This window comes from Brevundimonas sp. GW821-FHT10A07, from assembly GCF_059415785.1.
Genome location: NZ_JBWKNX010000012.1, coordinates 1 through 24,079, shown reverse-complemented (window position 1 = coordinate 24,079; position 24,079 = coordinate 1). Strand labels below are relative to the sequence as shown.

Annotated in this window: 28 protein-coding genes and 1 other annotated feature; of the genes, 8 read left to right on the top strand and 20 right to left on the bottom strand. The window is 66.6% G+C overall.

Annotated elements, in window-relative coordinates:
- Window position 1 precedes the first annotated feature (1 nt).
- The 9 genes from AC07NC_RS11185 to folE form a co-directional block, all read right to left on the bottom strand.
- On the bottom strand, window positions 2-664 hold the full coding sequence (locus AC07NC_RS11185) for a Pr6Pr family membrane protein (RefSeq protein WP_494569593.1): 663 nt from the start codon (window positions 662-664) through the stop codon (window positions 2-4).
- Window positions 665-679: 15 nt separating this feature from the next.
- Entirely contained in the window at window positions 680-1,522 is an 843-nt protein-coding gene (locus AC07NC_RS11180) for an aldo/keto reductase (RefSeq protein ID WP_052004932.1), read from the bottom strand.
- A 32-nt stretch (window positions 1,523-1,554) separates the two neighbouring features.
- The gene (locus AC07NC_RS11175; protein ID WP_494569592.1) at window positions 1,555-2,439 is read right to left on the bottom strand and encodes an alpha/beta hydrolase family protein; all 885 of its coding nucleotides are present in this window, start codon (window positions 2,437-2,439) and stop codon (window positions 1,555-1,557) included.
- Between the two features lie 57 nt (window positions 2,440-2,496).
- Window positions 2,497-2,838 carry an MmcQ/YjbR family DNA-binding protein gene (locus AC07NC_RS11170; protein ID WP_494569591.1) on the bottom strand — a complete coding sequence of 114 codons (342 nt, stop codon included), beginning with the start codon at window positions 2,836-2,838 and terminating at the stop codon, window positions 2,497-2,499.
- Window positions 2,835-3,233, bottom strand: coding sequence for a type II toxin-antitoxin system VapC family toxin (locus tag AC07NC_RS11165; RefSeq protein WP_494569590.1), 399 nt, complete (start codon window positions 3,231-3,233; stop codon window positions 2,835-2,837). Before AC07NC_RS11165 ends, AC07NC_RS11170 begins: the two co-directional genes overlap by 4 nt.
- Window positions 3,230-3,472, bottom strand: a complete 243-nt coding sequence (locus AC07NC_RS11160) for an AbrB/MazE/SpoVT family DNA-binding domain-containing protein (protein WP_494569589.1) — start codon at window positions 3,470-3,472, stop codon at window positions 3,230-3,232. The genes AC07NC_RS11165 and AC07NC_RS11160 overlap by 4 nt, the downstream gene beginning before the upstream one ends.
- A 24-nt stretch (window positions 3,473-3,496) precedes the next feature.
- On the bottom strand, window positions 3,497-5,326 hold the full coding sequence (locus AC07NC_RS11155) for a gamma-glutamyltransferase family protein (RefSeq protein WP_494569588.1): 1,830 nt from the start codon (window positions 5,324-5,326) through the stop codon (window positions 3,497-3,499).
- A gap of 127 nt (window positions 5,327-5,453) precedes the next feature.
- Window positions 5,454-5,888: a biopolymer transporter ExbD gene (locus AC07NC_RS11150; RefSeq protein WP_494569587.1), complete on the bottom strand. Its 435-nt coding sequence runs from the start codon at window positions 5,886-5,888 to the stop codon at window positions 5,454-5,456.
- A gap of 157 nt (window positions 5,889-6,045) precedes the next feature.
- A complete protein-coding gene (folE, locus tag AC07NC_RS11145) occupies window positions 6,046-6,675 on the bottom strand; it encodes a GTP cyclohydrolase I FolE (RefSeq protein ID WP_494569586.1) in 630 nt (209 codons plus the stop codon).
- A 129-nt stretch (window positions 6,676-6,804) separates the two neighbouring features.
- On the opposite strand from folE, the gene cysS reads away from it, so the two are divergent.
- Complete coding sequence (gene cysS, locus AC07NC_RS11140) at window positions 6,805-8,214, top strand: cysteine--tRNA ligase (protein WP_494569585.1); 1,410 nt, start codon at window positions 6,805-6,807, stop codon at window positions 8,212-8,214.
- 3 nt (window positions 8,215-8,217) lie between these two features.
- Here the strand turns inward: cysS and AC07NC_RS11135 are convergent, their stop codons facing one another.
- Window positions 8,218-9,240 (bottom strand): DNA topoisomerase IB, encoded by a 1,023-nt coding sequence (locus tag AC07NC_RS11135; protein ID WP_494569584.1) that lies wholly within the window; start codon window positions 9,238-9,240, stop codon window positions 8,218-8,220.
- A gap of 140 nt (window positions 9,241-9,380) precedes the next feature.
- Between AC07NC_RS11135 and rlmJ the strand changes: the two genes are divergently transcribed.
- Both rlmJ and AC07NC_RS11125 read left to right on the top strand, forming a co-directional pair.
- Window positions 9,381-10,196, top strand: coding sequence for a 23S rRNA (adenine(2030)-N(6))-methyltransferase RlmJ (gene rlmJ / locus AC07NC_RS11130; protein WP_494569583.1), 816 nt, complete (start codon window positions 9,381-9,383; stop codon window positions 10,194-10,196).
- A 29-nt stretch (window positions 10,197-10,225) separates the two neighbouring features.
- Window positions 10,226-10,957, top strand: coding sequence for a glutamine amidotransferase-related protein (locus AC07NC_RS11125; RefSeq protein WP_492070951.1), 732 nt, complete (start codon window positions 10,226-10,228; stop codon window positions 10,955-10,957).
- A gap of 428 nt (window positions 10,958-11,385) precedes the next feature.
- Here AC07NC_RS11125 and AC07NC_RS11120 read toward each other — a convergent pair whose 3' ends face one another.
- The gene (locus AC07NC_RS11120) at window positions 11,386-12,357 is read right to left on the bottom strand and encodes a YeiH family protein (RefSeq protein ID WP_494569582.1); all 972 of its coding nucleotides are present in this window, start codon (window positions 12,355-12,357) and stop codon (window positions 11,386-11,388) included.
- Window positions 12,358-12,529: 172 nt separating this feature from the next.
- Between AC07NC_RS11120 and AC07NC_RS11115 the strand changes: the two genes are divergently transcribed.
- On the top strand, window positions 12,530-13,405 hold the full coding sequence (locus AC07NC_RS11115) for a LysR family transcriptional regulator (RefSeq protein WP_494569581.1): 876 nt from the start codon (window positions 12,530-12,532) through the stop codon (window positions 13,403-13,405).
- Window positions 13,406-13,679: 274 nt separating this feature from the next.
- Here the strand turns inward: AC07NC_RS11115 and AC07NC_RS11110 are convergent, their stop codons facing one another.
- From AC07NC_RS11110 to AC07NC_RS11100, 3 genes are read right to left on the bottom strand one after another with little or no spacing between them, the layout of a single operon-like run.
- Entirely contained in the window at window positions 13,680-13,871 is a 192-nt protein-coding gene (locus AC07NC_RS11110; protein WP_494569580.1) for a hypothetical protein, read from the bottom strand.
- Window positions 13,868-14,749: an oxygen-dependent coproporphyrinogen oxidase gene (gene hemF / locus AC07NC_RS11105; protein WP_494569579.1), complete on the bottom strand. Its 882-nt coding sequence runs from the start codon at window positions 14,747-14,749 to the stop codon at window positions 13,868-13,870. Before hemF ends, AC07NC_RS11110 begins: the two co-directional genes overlap by 4 nt.
- Before the next feature lie 55 nt (window positions 14,750-14,804).
- The gene (locus tag AC07NC_RS11100) at window positions 14,805-15,419 is read right to left on the bottom strand and encodes a DUF2726 domain-containing protein (protein ID WP_494569578.1); all 615 of its coding nucleotides are present in this window, start codon (window positions 15,417-15,419) and stop codon (window positions 14,805-14,807) included.
- A gap of 165 nt (window positions 15,420-15,584) precedes the next feature.
- Here AC07NC_RS11100 and AC07NC_RS11095 point away from each other — a divergent pair, with 165 nt between their 5' ends.
- Window positions 15,585-16,829 carry a dipeptidase gene (locus AC07NC_RS11095; protein ID WP_494569577.1) on the top strand — a complete coding sequence of 415 codons (1,245 nt, stop codon included), beginning with the start codon at window positions 15,585-15,587 and terminating at the stop codon, window positions 16,827-16,829.
- Between the two features lie 45 nt (window positions 16,830-16,874).
- Window positions 16,875-16,936 (top strand) — a sequence feature (sul1 is cis-regulatory element that is thought to sense ions involved in sulfur or methionine metabolism; They are found in Alphaproteobacteria).
- A 59-nt stretch (window positions 16,937-16,995) separates the two neighbouring features.
- A complete protein-coding gene (locus tag AC07NC_RS11090) occupies window positions 16,996-18,477 on the top strand; it encodes a SulP family inorganic anion transporter (protein WP_494569576.1) in 1,482 nt (493 codons plus the stop codon).
- Window positions 18,478-18,669: 192 nt separating this feature from the next.
- On the opposite strand, the gene AC07NC_RS11085 is transcribed toward AC07NC_RS11090, so the two are convergent.
- The 4 genes from AC07NC_RS11085 to AC07NC_RS11070 all read right to left on the bottom strand — a co-directional run bounded on the left by AC07NC_RS11085 (window position 18,670) and on the right by AC07NC_RS11070 (window position 22,189).
- The gene (locus tag AC07NC_RS11085; RefSeq protein ID WP_230307527.1) at window positions 18,670-20,244 is read right to left on the bottom strand and encodes an EAL domain-containing protein; all 1,575 of its coding nucleotides are present in this window, start codon (window positions 20,242-20,244) and stop codon (window positions 18,670-18,672) included.
- Window positions 20,245-20,325: 81 nt separating this feature from the next.
- On the bottom strand, window positions 20,326-20,763 hold the full coding sequence (locus tag AC07NC_RS11080) for a hypothetical protein (protein ID WP_008259237.1): 438 nt from the start codon (window positions 20,761-20,763) through the stop codon (window positions 20,326-20,328).
- Entirely contained in the window at window positions 20,760-21,071 is a 312-nt protein-coding gene (locus AC07NC_RS11075; RefSeq protein WP_008263546.1) for a rod-binding protein, read from the bottom strand. Before AC07NC_RS11075 ends, AC07NC_RS11080 begins: the two co-directional genes overlap by 4 nt.
- Before the next feature lie 2 nt (window positions 21,072-21,073).
- Window positions 21,074-22,189, bottom strand: a complete 1,116-nt coding sequence (locus AC07NC_RS11070; RefSeq protein WP_035308278.1) for a flagellar basal body P-ring protein FlgI — start codon at window positions 22,187-22,189, stop codon at window positions 21,074-21,076.
- Window positions 22,190-22,373: 184 nt separating this feature from the next.
- Between AC07NC_RS11070 and AC07NC_RS11065 the strand changes: the two genes are divergently transcribed.
- Window positions 22,374-22,805 (top strand): flagellar assembly protein FliX, encoded by a 432-nt coding sequence (locus AC07NC_RS11065; protein WP_008260169.1) that lies wholly within the window; start codon window positions 22,374-22,376, stop codon window positions 22,803-22,805.
- A 169-nt stretch (window positions 22,806-22,974) separates the two neighbouring features.
- Window positions 22,975-23,409: an RNA polymerase-binding protein DksA gene (dksA, locus tag AC07NC_RS11060; RefSeq protein ID WP_081836181.1), complete on the top strand. Its 435-nt coding sequence runs from the start codon at window positions 22,975-22,977 to the stop codon at window positions 23,407-23,409.
- A gap of 2 nt (window positions 23,410-23,411) precedes the next feature.
- Here dksA and AC07NC_RS11055 read toward each other — a convergent pair whose 3' ends face one another.
- Together AC07NC_RS11055 and AC07NC_RS11050 are read right to left on the bottom strand one after the other, a co-directional pair.
- Window positions 23,412-23,804, bottom strand: a complete 393-nt coding sequence (locus AC07NC_RS11055) for a type II toxin-antitoxin system VapC family toxin (RefSeq protein ID WP_494569575.1) — start codon at window positions 23,802-23,804, stop codon at window positions 23,412-23,414.
- On the bottom strand, window positions 23,801-24,079 hold a 279-nt coding region (locus AC07NC_RS11050), incomplete at its 5' end, for a type II toxin-antitoxin system VapB family antitoxin (protein WP_494569574.1). The genes AC07NC_RS11050 and AC07NC_RS11055, both read right to left, overlap by 4 nt.

Here is a 24,079-nt window from a genome sequence, read left to right as displayed (position 1 = left end):
CCTAAAGCGCCGGCGCTGAACTGTCACGCACCGTTCGACCGAACATTCGATCCAGCCCGACCAGCGCCAGCCCGACCCCCAGGAAAAAGATCAGCAGCCCGCCAAAGATCGCCAGCACCCGGCCCAGTCCCAGCTCATCAACATTGACGAACCCATAGGGCCACCAGTGGGTCATAAGTCCGTGAACCAGCGTCCAGACGCCGAAGATCAGCGGGAACCCGAGGGCCTTCACCGGATCGATCCATCGCAGTCGGCCTCTCGGCGTAAACCACAGCCAGTCCAGCAGGAAGGCGGCGGGCATGACGTAGTGCAGCACCAGATTGACGCCCAGGGTCAGCCCCTCGGGGCTCCAGTAGGGGGCGATCATGAAATGATACACCACCCCGACGATCAGGATGTAGGTCGTCACGGCGGCGCGGAAGGCCGGCGACGCCGTCCAGCGCGCCAGGGGTCTTGTGGGCTTCAGCAACGGCCCGGTCAGCGCCAGGGCGACCAGGATGTTGGTCAGTATGGTGAAGAAGCTGAAGTACTGGACGGTGCGCGTCACCACCGCCCAGCCGTCCGCCGGCCCCGCCATCAGCAGGTACTGCAGGACCAGCGCCGCCCAGCCGGTCACGGCGAAGGCGGCGCGCCAAAGACGCGGGCGATCCCGTTCACGCAACATGCGCGCCTCCCCTGATCAAGCGGCGGCCTTGTCCCACTGGTAAGCCGGATCCAGCCAGTCGCCCAGCCGCTCGCCGCGATCCAGGGCGTCCATCCGCTGCATCTCCTCGCCCGACAGTTCGAAGTCGAAGATGTCGAAATTCTCACGCGCCCGGCTTTCCTTGGTCGTGCGCGGAATGGCGATGATCCGGTTCTGGATCAGCCAGCGCAGGGTGACCTGGCCGTTGGTCTTGCCGTGGGCCTCGGCGATTTCGGAGATCGTCCTGTCGTCGGCGATCTTGCCCTGGGCCAGGGGCGACCAGGCGGTGATCGACGACCCCAGCTCGGCCGCCGTCGCCACCAGTTGGTCGATCCCCAGATAGGGATGGTGTTCGACCTGGTTGGTGATCAGCCGCGCCTTGGACAGGCTCTGCGCCTGCCGGAACTCCTTGGACGGGAAGTTCGACAGGCCGATCGACTTGGTCAGACCCTGGTCCTTCGCTTCGTTCAGCGCCCCCAGAGTCTCTTCGAACGTCGGCGTCGGCTTGGGCCAGTGCAGCAGCAGCAAATCCGGCGTCGTGCCCAGGCTTTCGGCGGATTCCTTCGCCTGTTTCAGCAGGGCGTCATGGGTGAAATGCTCGACCCAGATCTTGGTGGTCAGGAAGATGTCCTCGCGGGCCACGCCCGAATCCACGATGCCTTCGCCGACCGCCTTCTCGTTCTTGTAGATCCAGGCCGTGTCGATGTGGCGATAACCGATCCGCAGGGCCTCCGCGACCATCCGGCGCGCGTCCGCCGGCTCCAGCTGCCAGGTGCCGAAGCCGAGCAGGGGGATCTCGACGCCATCGACGGTGATTGTGGGCTGATCGCCGTAAGCCATGGGGAAATCCTTCGTTTTCGGGAGCAGCACAGTTAGGCGCCGGCTCCGGTCTTCGTAACCCCTGCGTCGAACCAATCCAGAATTTCCTGCCACAGCGGCTCCAGCCCCTTGCGGAAGGCGCCCTCGTGGCCGACCCGTCGCACCCCATAGTCGGGGCCGTCACGCACCACGACCTCGGACGGGGCGTTGGGATAGGCTTTCAGCAGGGCCGCCCCCGTGCCCGGCGTGGCGATGGGGTCGTCCGGAAAGATCCAGGACCGGATCGGCGCCCGGACCGCATCGAACCCCTGGGGCTCCAGCGCGCCGGACTTCAGCTCGTCCAGGAAATAGGCCGGCTTCAGGCACCACCGTTTCCAGGTCTCGAACACCCCGCGCGGCAGGTCGGTCCCCCGCCACAGCCTGCCGGCGCGGACATAGCCGTGGCGTCGCAGATGGTGCGGCCCGAAACCGAACCAGAAGAACAGCTCGATCGGATTATAGGTCCGGTGGTGTCCGCCCCACCATCCGGTCCCGACCGAGACGAAGGCGTGCCGCCCGATCTCGGCCTGGTTCGGCATGAAGCCGACGAAATGGCCCCCGACGCTGTGTCCGACGTGGAAGATCGGCAGACCCGGCGCCGCCTTCTTCAACGCCTTCAGCGCCGCCGGCATGTCCAGCCGACCCCAGTCGGGATAGTCCATCTCCATCGCCGCCAGATCCTCGGGCCGCGACCCGCCGATTCCGCGATAGTCATAGGTCAGGACCACGCAGCCCCGCTCGGCCATCCAGCGCGCGAACCGCGCATAGAAGCCGCGCGGAAACCCCGTGCCCGCCGAGACCAGCACCGCCATCCTCGGTGCATCGCCCCGGAACAGCGTCGCCTCCAGCGGCCAGCCGTCCTGAGCCTTGATGACCCGATCCTCAACCGCCCGCCCCATGTCGTTTCTGTCCGTTGTTATTTTCAACGGACCCTGCATGGTTTCCCCAACGTCAGGTCAAGCGGCGTCGTGGTCCTTCACCAGCCGCTTCGGCGCCACCTTGCGCCACCGCCTTTCCAGCGCCGCCTTCAGCCAGACGGGATCGACCGCAGCGATCCGCGCCAGCACGATCGGGTGGTCGCGGTAGTGGTCGGTGAAGTGAAAGGTCGCGGGGTCCATCTCGATCAGCAGCTCGCGCTCATCCAGGTTATCCAGATGCACCACGATACTGTCGTCCAGCTTCGGACGCAGCCAGGTGAAGAACTTCCCCGCCACCTTGAACGATGGCTCGCCATAGGAGACGCCGTCCTCGACGCCGGGAAACGACAGCAGCAGGGCGCGGACCTCGTCACGGGTCATGGCGCGATCAGCTCAAGCTCGGGAAAATAGGTACGATACCGCGCTCCGTCGCGCGTGAGCAGCCTGTATCCGGCGACCAGGGCGTGGGCGCCGATGAAGAAGTCAGGCAGGGGCGAAGTCCGAACACCGCCCCGCCGACGATAGGCCTGAAAAGCCTTGCCGGCCAGAAAGGCGGCTTCGAACGGCAGGCCTTCGCGATCAAACGGAGCCAGCAGTGCTTCCACCGTGTCTGCATTAAGAAACGGAATTGAGACCTCCGCATAGATGATCGGATTGATCACCAGCGTCCCTTCCGCATTCAGGATCGCTGAGGCTTGGCTCGCAGACCAGTCATGCCAAGACAGCGTCTCGTCGATCAGGTCGATCAGCACATTGCTGTCGATCAGAACCCTCATTCGCCCCGCGTCATCGCCATGACGTCGTCCGTCGTCATGTTCAGGGCGGAACGATACCGTTGCATATGCTCAATCAGTGCGCGCCCGCGGTCTTTCGCCGCGTGCGGTCGGTCGTTGGCCGCGCGAATGGTCAGGACGCCGCTGTCGATCCGGACCGACAACTCGTCGTCAGGCCCGAAACCGGCCTGTTCCACCAGTTCCGCCGGAATAATGACCTGACCCTGAGCGCCGATCTTCATGACCCGATCATAACATCCCCGCCCTCAATAGGCGATGGCGATCCCGTCCTTGCGCATCTCGGTCGCCGCGCCATAGGTCCAGCGTCCGCCGGGGTTCATCTGTTTGATGACGTTCTGATAGCCGCCGAACCCGCCGTCCGGCTCGCCCAGGGTCCAGCCCATCGCTCGCAACTGCGCCTTGGTCGCCTCGGGCACGCCGCTCTCCAGGTGCAGCACCCCGGTCCCCTCCTGCGCCTGGCCGGTCGGTTCGGACGAGCCATAGTGTTGCCAGCGCGGCGCATCCCCCGCCGCCTGGGGTTCAAGCCCATAATCGACCATGTTGATGATGATCTGGGCCTGGCCCTGGGGCTGCATGGCGCCGCCCATGACGCCGAAGGCCATCCAGGGCTCGCCGTCCTTGACCGCGAAACCGGGAATAATGGTCTGGAACGGCCGCTTGCCGGGCGCATAGACGTTGGGATGGCCGTCGCTCAGGGCGAACAGCTCGCCCCGGTCCTGGAACATGAAGCCCAGGGGCTCCGATCCATTGTCCGGCGCCAGGCCCGAGCCCATGCCGCGATAGTTGGACTGGATCCAGCTGACCATCATCCCGTCGCTGTCGGCCACGCTGAAATAGGTGGTGTCGCCATGGTGCGGGGCGTCGCCGGGCATGACCCGGTCCATCACCCGGTCCGGCCGGATCAGCCTGGCCCGTTCGGCGGCATAGGCCTTTGAGTTCAGCCATTCGACCGGGGTTTTGGAGAATCGGTCGTCGGCGAACCAGCGCGCCCGGTCCTCGAACGCCAGCCGCTTGGCCTCGGCCTGGACGTGCAGCGAGGCGGCGGACTGGAAGCCCATGGATTTCAGGTCGAACTGTTCGCAGATGTTCAGGATCTGATTGGTCGACAGGCCCTGGGTGTTGGGCCCCAGGCCGAAGACGTCCACGCCGCGATAATTGGTCCGGATCGGCTCGACCCATTCGGTGCGGTGGGCGGCCATGTCGGCGCGGGTCATCCAGCCGCCGATCCGCTTGAAATAGGCCTCGATGCTGTCGGCGATGGGGCCGTCATAGAAGGCGTCGCGCCCACCCTCGGCGATCATCCGCAGGGTCCGGCCCAGGAAGGGGTTGGCGAAAACCTCGCCCACCTTGGGCGTCGCCCCGCCGGCGGCCCAGATGCGCTTCCTATTGTCGTTCTCCTCGATGGGGATCACGCCCCGGTCGAAGGCCGCCATATTGCGTTCCAGGTAATAGGCGATGACCTGGGGCACGGGCGCGCCCTGTTCGCACAGCTCGGCGACCGGCAGCAGCACATCCTTCCACGGCAGCTTGCCGTAGCGTTGATGCGCGCTCCACCAGGCGTCCACCGTGCCCGGCACATTCACCGTCACCGCCCCATAACGCGGCAGATAGCCTTCGATGGCCTTGGACCGCGCGATCTCCAGGCTGAGGCCTCGCGGACTGGCGCCGGACCCGTTCAGCCCGACCACCGTCTTCTGTTTCGGGTCCCACAGCAGGCAATAGGCGTCGCCGCCGATGCCGTTGGCCACCGGCTCCAGGAAGCCCAGGGCCGCATTGATGGCGATGGCCGCGTCGATGGCCGATCCGCCGCGCCTCAGGGTGTCGATCCCGATCAGGCTGGCCGCCGGATGCGCCGTCGCCGCCGCCCCGTTCGCGCCCCAGACGGTCGAGCGGCCCATGAATTTCGGTCCCGTCACCCGGTCGCCCATGCCGACGCCGGCATAGGGATCGGCGGGACGGGCAGGGGCGGGGACCGCCTCGGTCGGCTTGGCGGTCGGAGACGACTGTCGCGCCTGGACGGCCGTCGCCGCCAGGGCTCCGGCAGGCAGGGCGGACAGGAAGGTGCGACGACGCATGGGCGGACTCCTCGAACAGCCGATTTGGCATCAAGGCGGTCAGCGTGCGCGGGAGCAAGCCTTGCCGCAAAGAAAAAGGCCGCGTCCCTTTCGGAACGCGGCCCTGATCCGGGATAGAACCTCGGTCCTATTCGATGTCTTCGTTCAGCAGGCCGACCTTGAAGAAGCCGTTCTCCTGCATCTTGTTCATGACTTCCATGAACTGCGAATATTTCACTTCCGGCTGAGCGCGGACGAAGACGCGCTCTTCCTGGCAGGCGCCGCCGCCCAGGGCGGTGCAGACGTCGGCGGCCAGATTGTCGATCGAGGTCTGCTTGTCCGACAGGAACAGCTGACCGTTTTCCTGGATGGTGATGTACACCGGCTCCTTCTCGGGCTTGTCCGGTGACGGCGGCTGTGCGGGCGGCAGGTCCAGACGGATCGACACGGTCGCCATGGGCGCGGCGACCATGAAGATGATCATCAGCACCAGCAGAATGTCGATGAACGGCGTGATGTTGATATCCGCCGTCTGTTCGATCGTGTGCTTGTCCCCACCGGAACCGCCGATCTTCGCAGCCATGCCTAATCTCCGTTACCGCCGGCCGCGATCCGCGCCGACATTTCCCTATGGATCGCCCGAGAGCTTGTTCGGTTCTTGGCGTCCCGATGCGTGCTTGTAAAGCGGTTCTAAACGATCCGGCGTTCCGGAATGTCAATTACCCGCGACAGGCGAGGCTTTACGCCTTCGCCAGCTTCAGGAAACGGTCCATCAGGGCCGGATCGGACTTGAAGGCGCCGGTGAACCGGGTGGTGACGGTCGAAACATGCCGGTGATGCACCCCGCGCGTGGTCATGCACTGGTGCGCGGCGTCGATCATCACCGCGACGCCCTTGGGCTGCAGGTGCGATTCGATGGCCTCGATGATGTCGTTGGTCAGGGTTTCCTGATTCTGCAGACGTCGGGCGAAGATCTCCACCACCCGCGCCAGCTTGGAGATGCCGACAACCTTCTCGCCGGGCAGATAGGCGACATAGGCCTTGCCCAGGAAGGGGGCCAGGTGGTGCTCGCAATGGCTCTCCACCTCGATCTCGCGCAGGATGACCATGTCGTCATAGCCGGTCACGTCCTCGAAGGTGCGCGACAGCTCCTTGGCCGCGTCGGCCTCATAGCCGTCGAACCATTCGCCGTAAGCGTCGACCACCCGCTTGGGCGTGTCGATCAGGCCCGGACGGTCCGGATTGTCCCCGGCCCAGGCGATCAGGGTGCGCACGGCATCCAGCGCCTGCTCGCGCGACGGGCGGCCAGACTTCTGAACCGTTGCGGTTTCGTCGCTGACGAGGACGGGCTTGGCGGGGATGACGCTCATGAACTCGATTTTCCGGCCGGGGCGGTCGGAGCCGCCCGGTATAGCTTCTACAATCCGTCGGGACTGTATATCAGGCCGCTATATGGGACGGACCCTCCGTCCTGCAAGAAAACGAAGTCCACCTATCTTATGCCGCTGCACATCCACGACACCCTGCACCGTGAAAAGCGCCTGTTCGAACCGCGCGATCCGAACCGGGTGACCCTCTATGTCTGCGGCCCGACGGTCTATGACTACGCCCATATCGGCAATGCGCGCCCGCCGGTGGTGTTCGACGTCCTGGTGCGGCTGCTGCGCCGGACCTATGGCGCGGATCATGTGATCTACGCTCGCAACGTCACCGACGTGGACGACAAGATCAACCAGAAGGCCGCCCGCGAGGGCGTGCCGATCGGCGAGGTCACGGCCCGCTACGAGGCCGCCTATCTCGCCGACATGGGCCTGCTGAACGTCTCGCCGCCCGACCTCGCCCCCCACGTCACCGACTATATCCCGGCCATCGTCGCCCAGATCCAGGCCATCGTCGACGCCGGCTGCGCCTATGCGGCCGAGGGCCACGTCCTGTTCGACGTCTCCTCCTATCCGTCCTACGGCGCCCTGTCGGGCCGGAACCTGGACGACATGATCGCCGGCGCCCGGGTCGAGGTCGCGCCCTACAAGAAGAACCCGCACGACTTCGTCCTGTGGAAACCGTCCAAGCCGGACGAGCCCTCCTGGCCCTCGCCCTGGGGCGAGGGGCGTCCCGGCTGGCACATCGAATGCTCGGCCATGATCGAACAGGCCCTGGGCCTGCCCATCGACATCCACGGCGGCGGCATCGACCTGGTCTTCCCTCACCATGAGAACGAGATCGCCCAGGGCGTCTGCGCCCGCGGCCATGCCCACGGCGACAAGGCCCACGACGAATACGCCCGCTACTGGATGCACAACGGCTTCCTGACCGTGGACGCCGAGAAGATGTCCAAGTCGGTCGGCAACGTCCTGCTGTTGCACGACCTGGTCCAGGCCATGCCGGGCGAGGTCGTCCGCTGGGCGCTTCTGTCGGCTCACTATCGCCAGCCGCTGGACTGGAACCAGGGGCTGCTGGACCAGTCGAAGAAGTCGCTGGATCGCCTGTACGGCGCCCTGCACCGCTCCGACGGCGTCGAGGTTCTGGATCTCGATCCCCCCGTCGACTTCATGAAGTCCATCGAGGACGACCTGAACACCCCCGGCGCCATGGCCAGCCTGTTCGCCCTGTCCAGCGAGATCGAGCGCGGCATGACGGCGGGCGATCTGGACGCCGTGGCCCAGGCCCGCGCCCGCCTCATGGCCTGCGCTTCCATTCTGGGGGTGCTTCAGTCCGACCCGGCCGCCTGGCTGGAGGGCGACGTCTCCGACGCCCTGCGTATCGAGGTCGAGGCCCTGCTGGAGCAACGCGCCGCCGCCCGCGCCGCCAAGGACTGGCCCGAGGCCGACCGCATCCGCGACCGCCTGAACGCACTGAACGTCGTCGTCATGGACGGCCCCGACGGCGCGACCTGGCGGATGAAGGGCTGACGCTCAGGCTGCGGCCAACTGCCGGATCAGCGCCGTCTCGAACCCCTTGGTGTCCGGTCCCGGCAGGGCGTTCTTCAGCCCGCCGCTCTCGTACAGCGCCATCACCTTCGGATGGACGTAGGAGGTCCGGCACACTGTCGGCGTATTGCCCAGCAGGCCCGCCACCGCCTTGACGCAGACGGTGATCTTCCGCTTCGCGTCGGTCGGCGAGGTCGGGGGCTCCATCTCGCGCAGGGCCCGCGCCGCCGAGACCGTGCCCGCCCAGGTGCGGAAATCCTTGGCCGAGAACTGGTCGCCCATGGCCGCGCGGATATAGGCGTTCACATCGTCCGAGGTGACGGGGCACAGCTCCCCGTCGGCCGTGCGGTATTTGAAAAGGTGCTGGCCCGGCAGTTCCTCCAGCGCCCGCACCACCCGCGCCAGTCGCCGGTCGCGGACGCTGACCCGGTGGTCCTTGCCGCTCTTGCCCCGGAACTCGAACGTCAGGGCCGCGCCGTCCACCTCCAGATGCCGCTTGTTCAGGGTGGTCAGCCCATAGCTGCGGTTCTCCCGCGCATAGGCCGCATTGCCGACCCGGATCAGGGTGATCTCCAACAGGCGCACGGCGGTCGCCAGCACCTTGTCCTTCACCGGCCCCCTCAGACCCAGATCATGCTCCACCTGGGCGCGCAGCCGGGGCAGGGCGCGCGAAAAGGCCGGCAGCTTGTCGAACTTGTTCTCCGACCGGGCCGAACTCCAGCCGGCGTGATAGCGGTACTGTTTGCGCCCCTTCGCGTCGCGCCCGGTCGCCTGGATATGGCCGTTGGCCTTGGGGCAGATCCAGACGTCGGTCCAGGCGGGCGGAATAGCCAGGGCGCGAATCCGGTCCAGAACCTTGGCGTCCTTGACCGGTTGATCCTTGGGGTCGCGATAGGACCAGCCCTTGCCGGCGCGGCGGCGGGTCAGGCCGGGGTTGTCGTCGCTGCACCAGCTCAGCCCCTGCGGAACCTCGACCGCAATATCGACGCCGTGCGATCCGTCCGCCATCAGCGGCCTTCCTTTTCATTGGTCTTTCAGCGGCTTGCCCCAGACCCGCCCCAAGACCAGCAACGAACGCCGGGTGGGGTCGCCGGGTTCCAGCCGCCGCTTCCCCTTGACCCCGCGCGCCCGGCGCGACACGAGGCGGCATGAATTATCGCCACAGCTTCCACGCCGGAAACTTCGCCGACCTGGTCAAACACGCCCTGGTCCTGTGGCTGGTGAAGACCCGCGCGGCCGCGGGCCCGCTGACGGTGCTCGACACCCACGCCGGCGCCGGCCTTTATGATCTGTCCGGCGACGCCGTCCGGTCCAAGGAAGCCGAGGCCGGAGTCGCGCGTCTGATGACCGACCCGGATCTGCCGCCCCTGATGCAGGCTCTGGCGGACCGAGTGGCGGCGCTGAACCCCGACGGCGGCGCCCGCTTCTATCCCGGCTCGCCCCTGCTGATCGCTGACGCCCTCGGGGCGGGCGGAACCTATGTCGGCTATGAGCTGAACCCGCCCGTCCGCGCCCTGCTGGATCAGGCCCTCGCGGATCGCCCAAACGCCGAGGCGCGCGAGGGCGACGGCTACGCCCTGGCCACGGCCGAGGCGGCGCGGGCCAAGGCGCCCCTGATCCTGATCGACCCCCCGTTCGAAAAGCCCGACGACTATATCCGTTCGGCCGAAACCGCCCTGGCGGTGGTCCGCCGCGACCCGACCGCGACCGTGGCGATCTGGACCCCGCTGAAGGATCTGGAGACCTTCGACGGCTTCATCCGCCGGCTGCAGCCCAAGGCCGGCCCGACCCTGGTCGCCGAGGCCCGCCTGCGTCCCCTGACCAATCCGATGAAGATGAACGGCTGCGCCCTGGTGATCGTCAATCCGCCGCCGGGCGCCGAGGACGCGGCGCGCCAGGTGTGCGGCTGGGTCGCCGAGCGTCTGGGCGATCCGGGCGGCCGGGCTGAAATCTGGTCCTTCTGATCGGCGCGCCCCTTGTCTATGGTCGGGTCATGACCCGCATAGCCATTCTGGAAACCGGCCATCCGCCCGAGGCCCTGAAGGACAGTTTCGACGACTATCCGGCCCGGTTCCGCGCCCTGCTGGGCGAAAACGTCCCGACCACCCGGTTCGACGTCCAGTCCGGCCATCTGCCGTCAGACCCCGCCGCCTTTCAGGGAGTGATCGTCACCGGCTCGGCCGCCGGCGTCTATGACGACCTGCCGTGGATTCCCCAGTTGATCGACTGGCTGCGCGCGGCGCGCGGCCGGACCCGGATCGTCGGCATCTGTTTCGGCCATCAGGTCCTGGCCCACGCTTTCGGCGGCGCGGTCGAGAAGTCGGACAAGGGCTGGGGCGTCGGTCTGCACCGCTACGACGTGCACGGGACCGAGCCCTGGATGCACCCCCGCGCCCGCACCCTCGCCATCCCCGTCTCGCATCAGGATCAGGTCGTGGCCGTCTCGCCCGACGCCCGCGTCATCGCCTCCAGCGGCTTCACCCCCTACGCCGGCCTGGCCTGGGGCCAGGACGCCATCTCCTTCCAGTGTCACCCGGAATTCCAGCCCGACTACGCCGCCGCCCTGGTCGAGGTCCGGCGCGGCTCGCGCATCCCCGAACCCCTGGCCGAGGCCGCGCTCGACAGCCTGAAACGCCCCAACGACCGCGCCGTCCTCACCGCCTGGATCCGCGCCTTCCTGCTGCTGACCCCGCCCCCGGTCGAGGACCAGGGCAGCGGGATCTGATCCTTACTTTCGTCATCCTCTGGCAAGCCGCGTCTTTGCGGCGCAGACCGGGGGACATCGACACCTCTAACAGAGCATGCTTTCAATCCAGGCGGGCCATGAAGCTGCTCAAGATTGTCGTAAGCCTCAGTTGGTCGTGGAGAGCGTTTCGTGGGCACTTTCAGCATTTCTCACTGGGCTATCGTAGGCGTCGTCCTGTTCGTGTTGGGCTACCCAGCCTCGCGAGTATTGAAACGTATAGGCTTTTCGCGCTGGTGGGTCGTGGTCGCCTTGATCCCCTACGTCAACGTTGTCGGCTTATGGATTCTGGCCTTTGTGAAATGGCCGATCGAGCGGCGCTAGGCTCAGCTTATCATTCTGAGCAGACGATCAGTCTGTAGGCCGCGCGATCTCCTAGAGCTTCGTTCCTCGGGGTGAACGTGAAGGGACTAAACCCCCAACACCGCGATCAGCCCCAGGCTCAGCCCCACCAGGGCCGCCAGCGACAACACCACCGCCGCGACCACCCGCCCGCCGGCCCGCGCCACGGCCCGGATGTCGGTCTGCAGGCCCAGGGCCGCCATGGCCGCCACGGTCAGCAGGCCGGAGGCCGCCGCCATCGGTTCGAGCGCCGCCTGCGGGATCAGCTCCAGGTTCCGCAGCGCGATCATCGCCAGAAAACCGACGATGAACCACGGCAGGAGCCGGTGCAGACCCGGCCCCTTCGCCCCCTCCGCCCGATCCCGGAAGATCAGCGACAGCACCAGGATCACCGGCCCCAGCATCAGCACCCGCGCCAGCTTGACCACCGTCCCCGTCTGGGTCGCGACCGCGCCGAACGGGGCTGCGGCGGCCAGCACCTGAGGGACGGCGTAGACGGTCAGCCCCGCCAGGGCGCCGAACTGCAAACCGCTCATCCCCATCAGCCCGCCCAGCAGCGGCAGGGTCAGCACCACCACCACCCCCAGCACGGCGGTAAAGGCGATGGAGGCGGCCACCTCCTCGCCATCGGCGTCGATCACCGGGGCCACGGCGGCGATGGCCGAGTTGCCGCAGATGGCGTTGCCGCACGCGACCAGCAGGGCCATGCGTGGGTTCAGCCCCAGCAGACGTCCGATCCCGAACCCGGCCAGAATGGCGGCGGCGACCAGGGCGAAGACGCCCGCGACGAACCCCAGCCCCAGCGACGACAGGGTCGCCGCGCTGACCGAGGCGCCCAACAGGACCACGGCGACCTCCAGCAGAATCTTGGCGCTGAAATCGATCCCGACCCTGAACCGGGCGTCCGGCGTCCAGGCCGCCCGCACGCCGGCGCCCAGCAGGATGGCCAGCACCAGCGGCTCCAGCCAGACCTTGCCGACCGCCCCGCGTTCCAGGCCACCCAGGCCCACCGCCGCCAGGGCGACCACCAAGCTTATCATCAGGCCGGGCCACACCGCGCGCCCGAACGCGCCCAACCGTATCATGCGGGGCAGGGGAGGACTCAAAACGGCGTCAGGGGCAGCGGATTTCATGGTCCAGCTTGATGGGCGGCCCCTCGACCCCGGTCCAACGGATTGTTATGGTCGTTTCAATCCGATTTGGAGATTGATCGTGACCCTGGAACGCCTGCGCATCTTCGTCGCCGTGGCCGAGCGTCAGCATGTGACGGCGGCCGCGCGGGCGCTGAACCTGACCCAGTCGGCGGTCTCCAACGCCATCGCGGCGCTGGAGGCCGAACATGACGTGCATCTGTTCGACCGGGTCGGCCGGGGCGTCGTCCTGAACCAGACCGGCCAGGCCTTCCTGCCCGAGGCCAGGGCCGTGCTGGCCCGCGCAGCGGCGGCCGAGGCGGCGCTTGCGGACATGAGCGCCCTGCGGCGCGGCCGCCTGACCCTCTTCGCCAGCCAGACCATCGCCAGCGCCTGGTTGCCCCGCCGATTGGCCGCCTTTCATGCGGCCCATCCCGGCGTCGAACTGGACGTGGCCATCGGCAATACGCGCGAGGTGGCCGAGGGGGTGTTGAGCGGCGCGGCCGAACTGGGTCTGGTCGAGGGCGAGATCGACCAGCCCTTGCTGGATCAGACGGTGGTGGGCTCGGACCGGCTGGCGGTTCTGGTCACGCCCGACCATCCCTGGGCCGGACTGCGCCGACTGGAGGCCCAGACCCTGGCGACCCAGGCCTGGGTCCTGCGCGAGGCGGGATCCGGCACCCGCTCGACCCTGGAGGCGGCGCTGCGAAACGCGGGCGTGGACCCCGCCGCCCTGTCCATCGCCATGACCCTGCCGTCGAACGAGGCGGTGCTGGCGGCGGCCGAGGCGGGGGCGGGGGCCACGGCCCTGTCCGAAAGCGTGGCCTATGGTTCGGTCGCCGCCGGCCGTCTGGTCACGGCGGCCTTCAGCCTGCCGGAACGCCCGTTCCGCCTGCTGCGGCATCGCGAACGCTATCGCAGCAAGGCGGGCGACGCTTTTGTCGCCGCCATGGAATGAGCGGACGGGGGATGCACCCCTAATTCCGCTCCACCGCATTCTGAATTCTAAGGGCTTTCAATGAAATCCCCACAATCGACCCATCGCCCTTCCGGGCGCGGTTAGACTGGCCGCCAGGTCTTTGACAATCGAACGGAAAACACGCCGCCAAACTGCACGCTTTTGCGTATCGCACCGGTTTTCGCCGGCGCAGTGCAATTCGGGGACGCGGTTTCAAGGGCGGGCGGGCCGCCGAATTCAGACGATTTAGACGATCTAGACTGTCTTTTTTCGATCAGAGTCCGAACCGGGGAAACACGAACCGCTCCAGCAGCAGCGAGGCTGCGAAATAGAAGCCGATCACAACGAACAGGGTCAGCGGGATCTGCGGCTGGTGCGACAGGGTCAGATAGATCCCGTACAGCACCGCAAACAGGGCCGAGGTGGCCAGGGGGCGCAGCAGGATCTTCGCAAGGGGGGACTTCACGGCCATTTCACCACCGGGGGCATGGAGCTGAGGATCGAATCGACGTTGCCGCCGGTCTTGAGGCCGAACATGGTGCCACGGTCGTACAGCAGGTTGAACTCCACATAGCGCCCGCGCCGCACCAGCTGCTCCTCGCGCTCCTCCGGCGTCCAGGCCTCGCCCATCCGCCCGGCCACGATCTTCGGATAGATGTCCAGGAAGGCCAGGCCCACGTCGCGGGTGAAGGCGAAGTCCCGGTCATGGTCGCCGCTGTCGTGGTGGTCATAGAAGATGCCGCCGGTCCCGCGCGGCTCCTGCCGATGCGGCAGGAAGAAATACTCGTCGCACCAGGCCTTGTACTTGGCGTGCCAGTCCGGATCATGGGCGTCGCAGGCCGCCTTCATCGCGGCGTGGAAGGCCAGGGTGTCCGGGTGGTCCGGGCGCCGATCCGCGTCCAGCGCCGGCGTCAGATCGCCCCCGCCGCCAAACCAGCTCCGGGTCGTGGCGATGAAACGGGTGTTCATATGCACCGCCGGAACCCGGGGGCTGACCGGATGGCAGATCAGGCTGATCCCGGTGGCGAAGAACCGGGGATCCTCCGCCGCCCCCGGCACCGTCTTGGCGTAGTCGGCCGGAAACGATCCGTGGACGGTCGAGACATGGACCCCGACCTTCTCGAACAGCCGGCCGTGCATCATCCCCATGACGCCCCCGCCGCCTGCCTCGCGGTCCCACGGCGTCCGCACGAACCGCCCCGGCTCCCCCGGAAACAGATCATCGGGCGCCGCATCCTCCAGCGCCTCGAAGGCCGAATGGATGCGGTCGCGCAGATGCTCGAACCAGGCGCGGGTCTCGACCTTCTTCAGGTCGAGCGGATCGGAAAAGGCGGCGTCGCTCATGGTGCGTCTTAGCCCTTCTCTTACATCTGGGGGAAGGGTCGGCGCGGGCTAGTCGCTAGACTGGCTCGGTCGATGGGGTCGCTATACGTGCCTTGAGAACGCGCGCCAGATCGCGCTGGATGTCTTGATCGTCGTGCTGAGGCGTAATCTCGACATAGGCGACGCCCGCACGCTGCAGCGCCGCCTTTTTCACGGCGTCGCGAGCATAGGCTGAGCCCTGATAGTGAGCTTCGCCTTGATACTCTACGGCCGCTAGAGGGAGGCCGTCGGTTGAGATCACCAGAATATCGACGCGCTTGCTGTTGATGGCGCTGTAGGCGTTGGGGTCAGGCGAACGCAAGATCTCGCCCATGCTCACCTGGGCCATAACGCGACCCTTGACGTTCAATTGCCTGAGCGCGCGCTCAACGGCATAGAAGACCGTCGCCTCGCTTCGCGACATCAGCCGCCGCGTCTCGAACTTGGCCGACATGACCGTTTCTAACTGGGACGTCGCCAGGTTCGGTTTCACAGTTGTATCGGGCGACAGCCTCGGCTTGACGTACTGGCCCCTCCATTTCGGGCGCGCGTGGCGAGCAGGCCTTTGGCTGCGCATACGAAACACTTCCCATATCGCTATGATGGCGATGAAGGTGACAACCGCCAGTGTGATCGTGTTCGCAATGGTCATCGCGTTTCCCCGAAATAATCCAGGAGTGTGAAATGAACGATTGGTGATTGTCGCTCGGCTAACGATCAAGGTGAATCGGCGCATGTCATTTCAGGGAAGCGTTTGTCGGGTTTGCGCAGGCTGAGACGTCTGTCAGTGTGCGTCGCAACATCAGGGAGTCGCATCATGATCCGTCGTCTGCTGGCCGGCGTGGCCATCGCCGCCTTCGCCACCGCCGCCCACGCCCAGTCGGCCGGTGAGGCCCGCGTGCTCGAAATCCTGAAGACCACCCCCCTGATCGACGGCCACAACGACCTGCCCTGGGCCTTGCGCCAGCAGTATGGAAACGACGTCTACGCCGTTGATCTGACGACCGATCTCGAGGCGACGACCCGGCTCCACACCGACATCGCCCGCCTGCGCGCCGGCGGCGTCGGCGGCCAGTTCTGGTCGGTCTACGTCCCCGCCAGCCTGACCCCGCTGGAGGCGGTCGAGGAGACCTTCGAACAGATCGACACGGCCAAGCGGATCATCGCCGCCCACCCCGACGTCTTCGGCCTGGCCACGACGGCGGATCAGGTGGACGCCGTCTTCGCCTCGGGCCGGATCGCCAGCCTGATCGGCATGGAGGGGGGCTATTCCATCGACGACTCCCTGGCCCTGCTGCGCGAGTTCCACCGCGCCGGCGCCCGCTACATGACCCTGACCCATTCCAAGACCACCACCTGGGCCGACAGCGCCACCGACGCCCCCAAATGGGGCGGCCTCAGCCCCTTCGGCGAGGATGTGGTGCGCGAGATGAACCGCCTGGGCATGATGGTGGACCTCAGCCACGTGTCCGAGGACACCATGCTGGACGCCATGCGGGTGTCCGACGCCCCGGTCATCTTCTCCCACTCCTCGGCCCGGGCGATCACGGCCCATCCCCGCAACGTCCCCGACCGGGTGCTGCGGATGATGCCTGAAGACGGCGGGATCGTGATGATCAACCTGGCTCCCGGCTTCGTCTCCGAACGGGTCCGCGCCTGGAACGCCGACCGCGCGGGCGAGGAGGCGCGGCTGAAGACCCTGAACCCCGGCGATCCGACCGCCGTCGAGGCCGGTCTGACCGCCTGGTCCGCCGCCCACCCGACGCCTGAGGCGACCCTGGCCGACGTCGTCGCCCACATCCAGCATGTGCGTCAGGTCGCGGGCATCGATCACGTCGGCCTGGGCGCCGACTTCGACGGCATCGGCAGCCTGCCTGAGGGCATGACCGGGGTGGACGCCTATCCCCGCATCCTCGCCGCCCTGATGGACGCCGGCTGGACCGAGGCCGACATCCGCAAGTTGGCGGGCGAGAACCTGCTGCGTGTGATGCGCGCCGTCGAAGCGACCGCCGCCGCCAAAGCCGCCGAGCGACCCTCGCTGGCTAAGCCGACCGCCGGATAGGCGGCTTGCCTTTCGCGCCGGGACCGGGCATCAGGCGCGCCTCACCTTGGACCCGGCCTGATTGAAGCGTCGGGTGGCTATCCCGGCCGCCGATCCGCCGGGAAACCCGCCGCACACGACCCATGGCCGCGCGCCAGGTCGGCGGCAGACCCCAGATGAACCCCACATGTCCCTTATCGCCTCCGCGCGCCAGCAATGGCTCGCCAACCCTCGCCGCGACCTGCTGGCGGGGACCGTCGTCGCCCTGGCCCTGATCCCCGAGGCTATCGCCTTTTCGATCATCGCCGACGTCGATCCCGCCGTCGGCCTCTACGCCAGCGTCGTCATCGCCGTGACCATCGCCTTCGTCGGCGGCCGTCCGGCCATGATCTCGGCCGCCACCGGGGCCATGGCCCTGCTGATGGTCGGTCTGGTCCGCGACCACGGCCTGGAATACCTGTTCGCCGCCTCGATCCTGTGCGGCGTGTTCCAGATCATCATCGGCCTGCTGAAACTGGGCCGCTACATCAGGTTCGTCAGCCGCAGCGTGATGACCGGCTTCGTCAACTCCCTGGCGATCCTGATCTTCCTGGCCCAGATTCCCGAGCTGATCGGCGCCAACTGGCAGACCTTCGCCCTGGTAGGGGCCGCCCTGGTCGTCATCTACGGCTTCCCGCGCCTGACCAGGGCGGTGCCGTCGCCCCTGGTCGCCATCATCCTGATCAGCGTCTTCGTCATGATGACCGGGCTGGACGTCCGCACCGTCGGCGACATGGGCCAGATGCCCTCGACCCTGCCGATGTTCCACCTGCCGGCTGTGCCCCTGACCTGGGAAACCCTGGCCATCATCGCTCCGATCTCGGCGACCCTGGCCTTCGTCGGTCTGCTGGAAAGCCTGCTGACCGCCAATCTGCTGGATGACATCACCGACACTCCGTCGGACAAGGATCGCGAAACCCGCGGCCAGGGCATCGCCAACATCCTGTCGCCCTTGTTCGGCGGCATGGCGGGCTGCGCCATGATCGGCCAGTCGATCATCAACGTCACCTCCGGCGCGCGCGGGCGGCTGTCGACCCTGTGGGCCGGCCTGTTCCTGCTGTTCCTGATCCTGGTGCTGCGCGACTGGGTCGCCCAGATCCCGATGGCGGCCCTGGTCGCCGTGATGATCATGGTCTCCATCGGCACCTTCGACTGGGGCTCGGTGCTGAAGCTGCGCTCGACCCCGTTCCAGTCGTCCGTCGTCATGATCGCCACCACCGTCACCGTGGTCGCCACCCATGACCTGTCAAAGGGCGTCATCCTGGGCGTGCTGCTCTCGGCGGTCTTCTTCATGCGCAAGGTCGGCAAGACCATCGCCGTGACCGAGATCGAGACCCCGGAGGAGGGCGTGCTGCGCTATCGCGTGACCGGCCAGCTATTCTTCGCCTCAGCCGATCTGTTCGCCGCCAGCTTCGAACACCACGGCCATCCCAAGCGCGTCGAGATCGACATGACCGACGCCCATCTGTGGGACCTGACCGGCGTCGCCGCCGTGGACAAGGTCGTTTTCCGCTATCGCCGCCAGGGCGCCCAGGTGGAGGTCATCGGCATGAACCAGGCCGCCCGAACCCTGGTGGATCAGGTGGGCCGGTTCGAGAAGGAACACCTGCCGACGGCGGCGGCCCACTAAGGGCGGCCTTGTGAAACAAGGCGTCTGTGAGGTCATGCAAAACGGCCCGCCCCGGAGCCAATGAAGGTTCGGAACGGGCCGTTTTCAGGCCTGCATCCAACCCGGACTTGGCCGCGCATACCGATGGTATATGGAGCGATTCGCGTCAAGCCCGATGAAGACTGATCAGGTCAATACGTCATATCCCTGATCTCAGCCCCAGGCTTCGACCGCCCCACGGCGGCGGACGGGCGCGGCGCTGGCCAACTGGGTGCGGGGCTCCGCCTCGGCCCGGCCGAACAGCCAACCCTGGCCGTATTCCACGCCGAGCGCCTTCAACTCGGTCACGACGCCTTCGGTCTCGATCATTTCAGCGATGGTCTCGAGCTTCATGGAACGGCACAGCTCCACGATATTGCGCAGCAAGTCGCGGCCCAATTCGTCCGTCTCGAGATCGCGCACCAGGGAGCCGTCGATCTTGACCGCATCGACCGTCAGCTTGCGGAGGTAGTCGTAGGAAGCGGCGCCGGAGCCGAAGTCGTCGATACAGACCTTGATCCCGGTTTCGCGCAGGGCGGCCAGGCGGCGGTTGGCCGCCTCTATGTCGGCCAGGGCTGACGTCTCGGTGACCTCGACGATCAGGCGTTTGCGCTCTGCCGGCGATCCGGCGGTCATGTGCAGCAACTGTTCGACATAGGTGTCGTCGCCCAGGGAGGATCCGGAGACGTTGATCGCCATCTTCAGCAGGCCGGCGCCCGGCGCCCGCATGCGTTTCAGCACCTTTTCGGCGACGGCGAGATCGAAGGATTCGATCAGATCCAGCTCCTCGGCCATGCGGATGGCGTTGGCCGGGCCGTTGTTGTTGGAGCTGAACCGCGCCAGGGCCTCGAAATGGTGGACCGAGCGAGAGGCGAGATGAACAATGGGCTGGTAGTGGACCTGGAACTCACGCGATTTGACCACGCTGCGGAAGGCCTCGGCGTCTCGGAAGGTGCGTTTCAGCGAGTCCGAGAAAGCGATCTGCGGATTGGCCAGGCCGTCATCCTTGAGGCAGCCTTCGATGGCGAACCGCATGGCGCGCAACACGCAAAGGGTGTCGGCGCCTTTGGGAACGCTGGAGATAAAGGACTCGGCGCCCAGGTCCACGCCTTCCGCGCGGCCAGCCTCGACGATCTCGGCCGCCAGGTCACGCGTGTCGCCGCTGGGACGCAGGACGGCGAAACGTTCAGGCGTGATCTGGGCGGCTGAGGAGCCCTGCGCGGCGGCGGACTGCAGCGTCGCCTCGATGCGGCGATACACCTTGTCGGCGACTTCGCCGCCGAGGCATTCGAGGCCTCTGATATCAAGAAAGGCCAGAGACAGACCTGGGGCGCCCTCGACGATACAGGCCGCCTGAGCCAGAAATCCTTCCGCATCCGACAGGGGCGGGGTCTCGACGTCCGCCAGTGCGATGGCGGGACCTTCATAGGAGATCGAGCAGGATATGGCGGGGGCCAGCTGAGGCAGGATGAAGGCCCGGAGCGAGGCGCGTCGAACCCGGTCCGTTCCGACGCGGATCAGGATCTGTGTGGCGGGACTGCGCCCGCCCGGCTTGGTGGCCAGCAGAGTTTCGACGGCCCCTGCGCCTTCATGCAGGAAATCGAGCAGCGGCTTGCCGGTCCACAGGGCGCCGACATCCTGGCCCGGAGACGGTCCGGCCCCCAAGGCGAAGGCCACGGATCCCTTGGCGTCGATCTCGACGAGCGCATCCGCAGATGCAAAGGCCAGACCCAGAAGACGAGCAGTCATCGACATGCCGACAGCATGCATGGCGGCGCTTAAAAAATCGGCAACGGCGACAACGACCGCGGTTGTCGAAACGCGCCGAAGTCAGGCCTTGCGGTTGAAGGCGACGGCGCGACCATCGCCCTGTGCGGCGCGGCCGTCGGCGGCATAGGCCGAGGCGGGCGTGCGGGCGGCGGCGACCTCATGGGCGATGGCGCGCACCAGGCCTTCCGATATCTTCCGCGCCGCCTCGACTGCGCTGGCATGGCGAGACAGAACGGCGTCAAAGGCGCGCGTGGCTTCGATCAACGCCATCCGATCGGTCGCCAGGCCGCCGCTGAGCAGGGCGGGATTGGCCTTCACATGGCCGGAGTCGCGACGATAGAGGTTGGCCATCTCCTGGGTCTCGGCCAGGCTGGCGGCGACGTCCTGGGGCCTGCCTTCTTCGAAGGCCCGCGTTTCGGCGGCCAGGCGATCCGTCAGGCGGCGCGTCAAGTCGAGCAACTGGCGGACGCGGGCGGTGGCGAGTTCGGCGTCGCTCATTGCGCGCCCTCCTGCATCTTCAGCATTTCGTTCATCACCGGCCCCGCCAGGCCGATGCCGCCCGCTGCGACCGTCTTCTTGGCCATCTCGTCCAGCAGGAAGCTGCGCCAGGTCGCTTCGCCCTGACCGCCGCCGAACAGGCCGTCGGTCGACAGGCCTTCGAACATCGGCTTCAGCATCTGCGACAGGAAGGACGCTTCGAAGGCCTCGGCGGTTTCCTTGATCTTGGCCTTGGTCGCATCGCCGACGCCGGCGGCCAGGCCCTGCACGGGGCGGATCAGGTCGGTAGGGACAGACAGGTCGGTCATGGTCACATCACCTCGATGTCGGCCTGCAGGGCGCCCGACGCCTTGATGGCCTGCAGGATGCTGATCATGTCGCGCGGGCTGACGCCCAGGGCGTTCAGGCCGTTGACCAGGGTGGACAGGCTGGTTCCACCGCCGACGATCCGCATCTGGGTGCCCAGATCCTCTTCGACGCTGACCTGGGAGTCGGGGATGACGGCGGTCTGGCCCTGGCTGAAGGGGGCAGGTTGACTGACGGACAGTTGTTCATCGACCGATATGGTCAGATTGCCCTGGGCGATGGCGACGCGCGAGATCCGCACCGCATCGCCCATGACGATGACGCCGTTGACCTCGTCGATGATCACCTTGGCCGGCGAATCGACCGTGACCGCCAGATTCTCCACGCGGCTGATGAAACCCGCCATGCCCAGCTGGCCGGGCGCGCGCAGGGTTACGACCGTGCCGTTCTCGGCCAGGGCCGTGCCGGGATAGGCGGCGTTGACCACGGCGGCGACGCGTTGGGCCGTGGTGAAGTCGGGGTTGCGGAGGTTCAGGCGCACCTCGTTCATATTGGACATCTCGAACCCGGTCTCGCGCTCGACCGAGGCCCCCGAGGCGATGCGGCCGGCGGTCGGCACGCCGCGCGTCACCGACGAGCCTGAACCGCCCGAAGCCGAGACGGCGCCGGTCTGAACCGAACCCTGGGCGACCGCATAGACCTGACCGTCGGCGCCCTGGAGGCTGGTGACGACCAGCGCCCCGCCCAGGAGGCTCTTGGCGTCGCACATGGATGAGACATTGACGTCGATGCGCGAGCCGGGCGTAGCGAAGGCCGGCAGCTCGGCCGAGACCATGACGGCGGCCATATTCTTGGTGTTGGCGTTGGCGCCGCGGATATTGACCCCGAGACGTTCGGTCATGCCTTCCAGCGATTGACGGGTGAAGGGGCAGTTGCGGAGCGAGTCGCCGGTTCCGTTCAGCCCCATGACCATGCCGTATCCGACCAGTTGGTTGCCGCGAACGCCCTCGACGGCGGCGATATCCTTGATTCGTGACTGGGCCAGGGCTGGAGACGCGACGAGGCCCAGCGCAGCAAAGGCGGTGAGAGGCGCGACAAGGCGGGCAAGCAGATTCTGCATCGGTCGGACGTCCCAAAGGCGTTTCATTCATTATGATGCGAAGATCGTGCCGTGGCTCAAGTTGCTGAAATAACTGACTTCGTTCTGTGGTGAGAGCGGGAGCGGCGGCAGTTTTTGCCTGGGCGTTAACCAAAAGGTCATTCCGTTCGCCAAAGGGTGGCCTCATGAGACGGAGCCTCCGCCGATGAAGGTCACAGGGACTACGGGACCCAGCGCGCCGACGGGCGGCAAGCCTGCGCGCGCCAGCGCCGGATTTTCGCTGGGCCAGACCGGCGCGACCGCCGCGCCGTCCGCCGCCTCCGCCAGTGCGGCGACATCGGGGGTCAATGACGTCTCGGCCCTGATGGCGCTCCAGGGGATCGAGGGACCGCTGGAGAAGCGACGCCGCGCGGTGAAACGGGGCGCAGGTCTGCTGGACCGGCTGGACGAGATGAAGATGGCCCTGTTGTCCGGCGAGCCGGACGAGGCCGTGCTGCAGCAACTCTCCCGGACGTTGCGCGAGGATCGGCCCGATGACGGGGATGCAGGACTGAACGACCTGCTGGACCAGATCGACCTGAGAGCATCGGTGGAACTGGCCAAGGCGGAGATGCGCCGCCGCAGCTCCGAAAGCTGAAAGCTTCAGTATTTCAAATCGGAGCGCGAAAACTGCGCGCCAAATGTCACGCGGTTCAACGCTTCGCCTAATCATGATCACGGAATCGCGAACGCCGTTGCCGGGACTCGCGGACCCCACTATACGGCCCATACGCCACAGGGGGGCGTGCTTAGAGAGCGTGAGTGCGATGAACGCTTTGGCGTCCGTTGTGTCCGACGAAACCGGTCCGTATCGGCCGTCTGACGACGAGCCGTTCATGAGTGAACGGCAGCTTGCCTATTTCAAGAAAAAGCTTCTGGACTGGAAGGACGACATCCTTCGAGAGTCCAAGGGCACGGTGGTCAATCTGAAGGCCGAGACCGAAAACCACCCCGATCTGGTGGATCGGGCTTCGTCGGAATCAGATCGCGCGCTTGAGTTGCGCACCCGTGATCGTCAACGCAAGCTGATCTCCAAGATCGATGACGCCCTGCGTCGGATCGAGGACGGGTCCTACGGCTATTGCGAGGACACCGGCGAACCGATCGGCCTGGGACGTCTCGAGGCCCGCCCGACGGCGACCCTGTCGGTCGAGGCCCAGGAACGCCACGAACGCCGCGAACGCGTCCACCGCGACGACTGATCTCAGACGGGCAAGGCCGGTTCGATGTCGGTCCGGCTGAAATCGTCGCCCTTGTAGAGCAGGGGCAGGTTGCGTTCCTTCGCCAGGGCGTAGGCGAAACAGTCGCCCAGGTTCAGCCTGGCTGGCGTGCGTTTGCCGAACCTTGTCTCGGCCTCCACCGCGATCCGCGCCGTCTCTCCGCCTGCGGCAGTGATCTCAATGCGAAGAGCATCCATCAGCGCGAGCAGACTTTGCTGGCCGTCGGGGCCGAGGACGCGGCGCGCGGCGACTGTCGTCTCCCAAAACCCGAGCGGCGACAACAGCGACGGTGTTTCAACCAGCAACTTTATAAAAGCGTCTGCCTCCGGCTCTCCGGCCAAGATGACGACCAAAGCCGACGCATCGACGACGATCATTTTGGAAGGCCGTCCTCGTCATAAAAATCGTCGTCCGTTGGCCATGTCGCCAATCTCGGCATCGCGCTGACGCGAGCCAGGATGGCTTCGACCGCCGCGCGACGATTCTCCCTGTCGTCGGAGGCTCGAGCCTCGTCCGCCGCGATGCGCTCAGCCAGCATCGTCTCCACCAGTTCGGTGATCGACTTGCCTTCGCTCTTGATGCTGTGGACGGCTCTCCAACCCACCGGCGGCGTTAGGCCTCCGGCAGAGCTGGAGGAGAGCCATGGGACAGG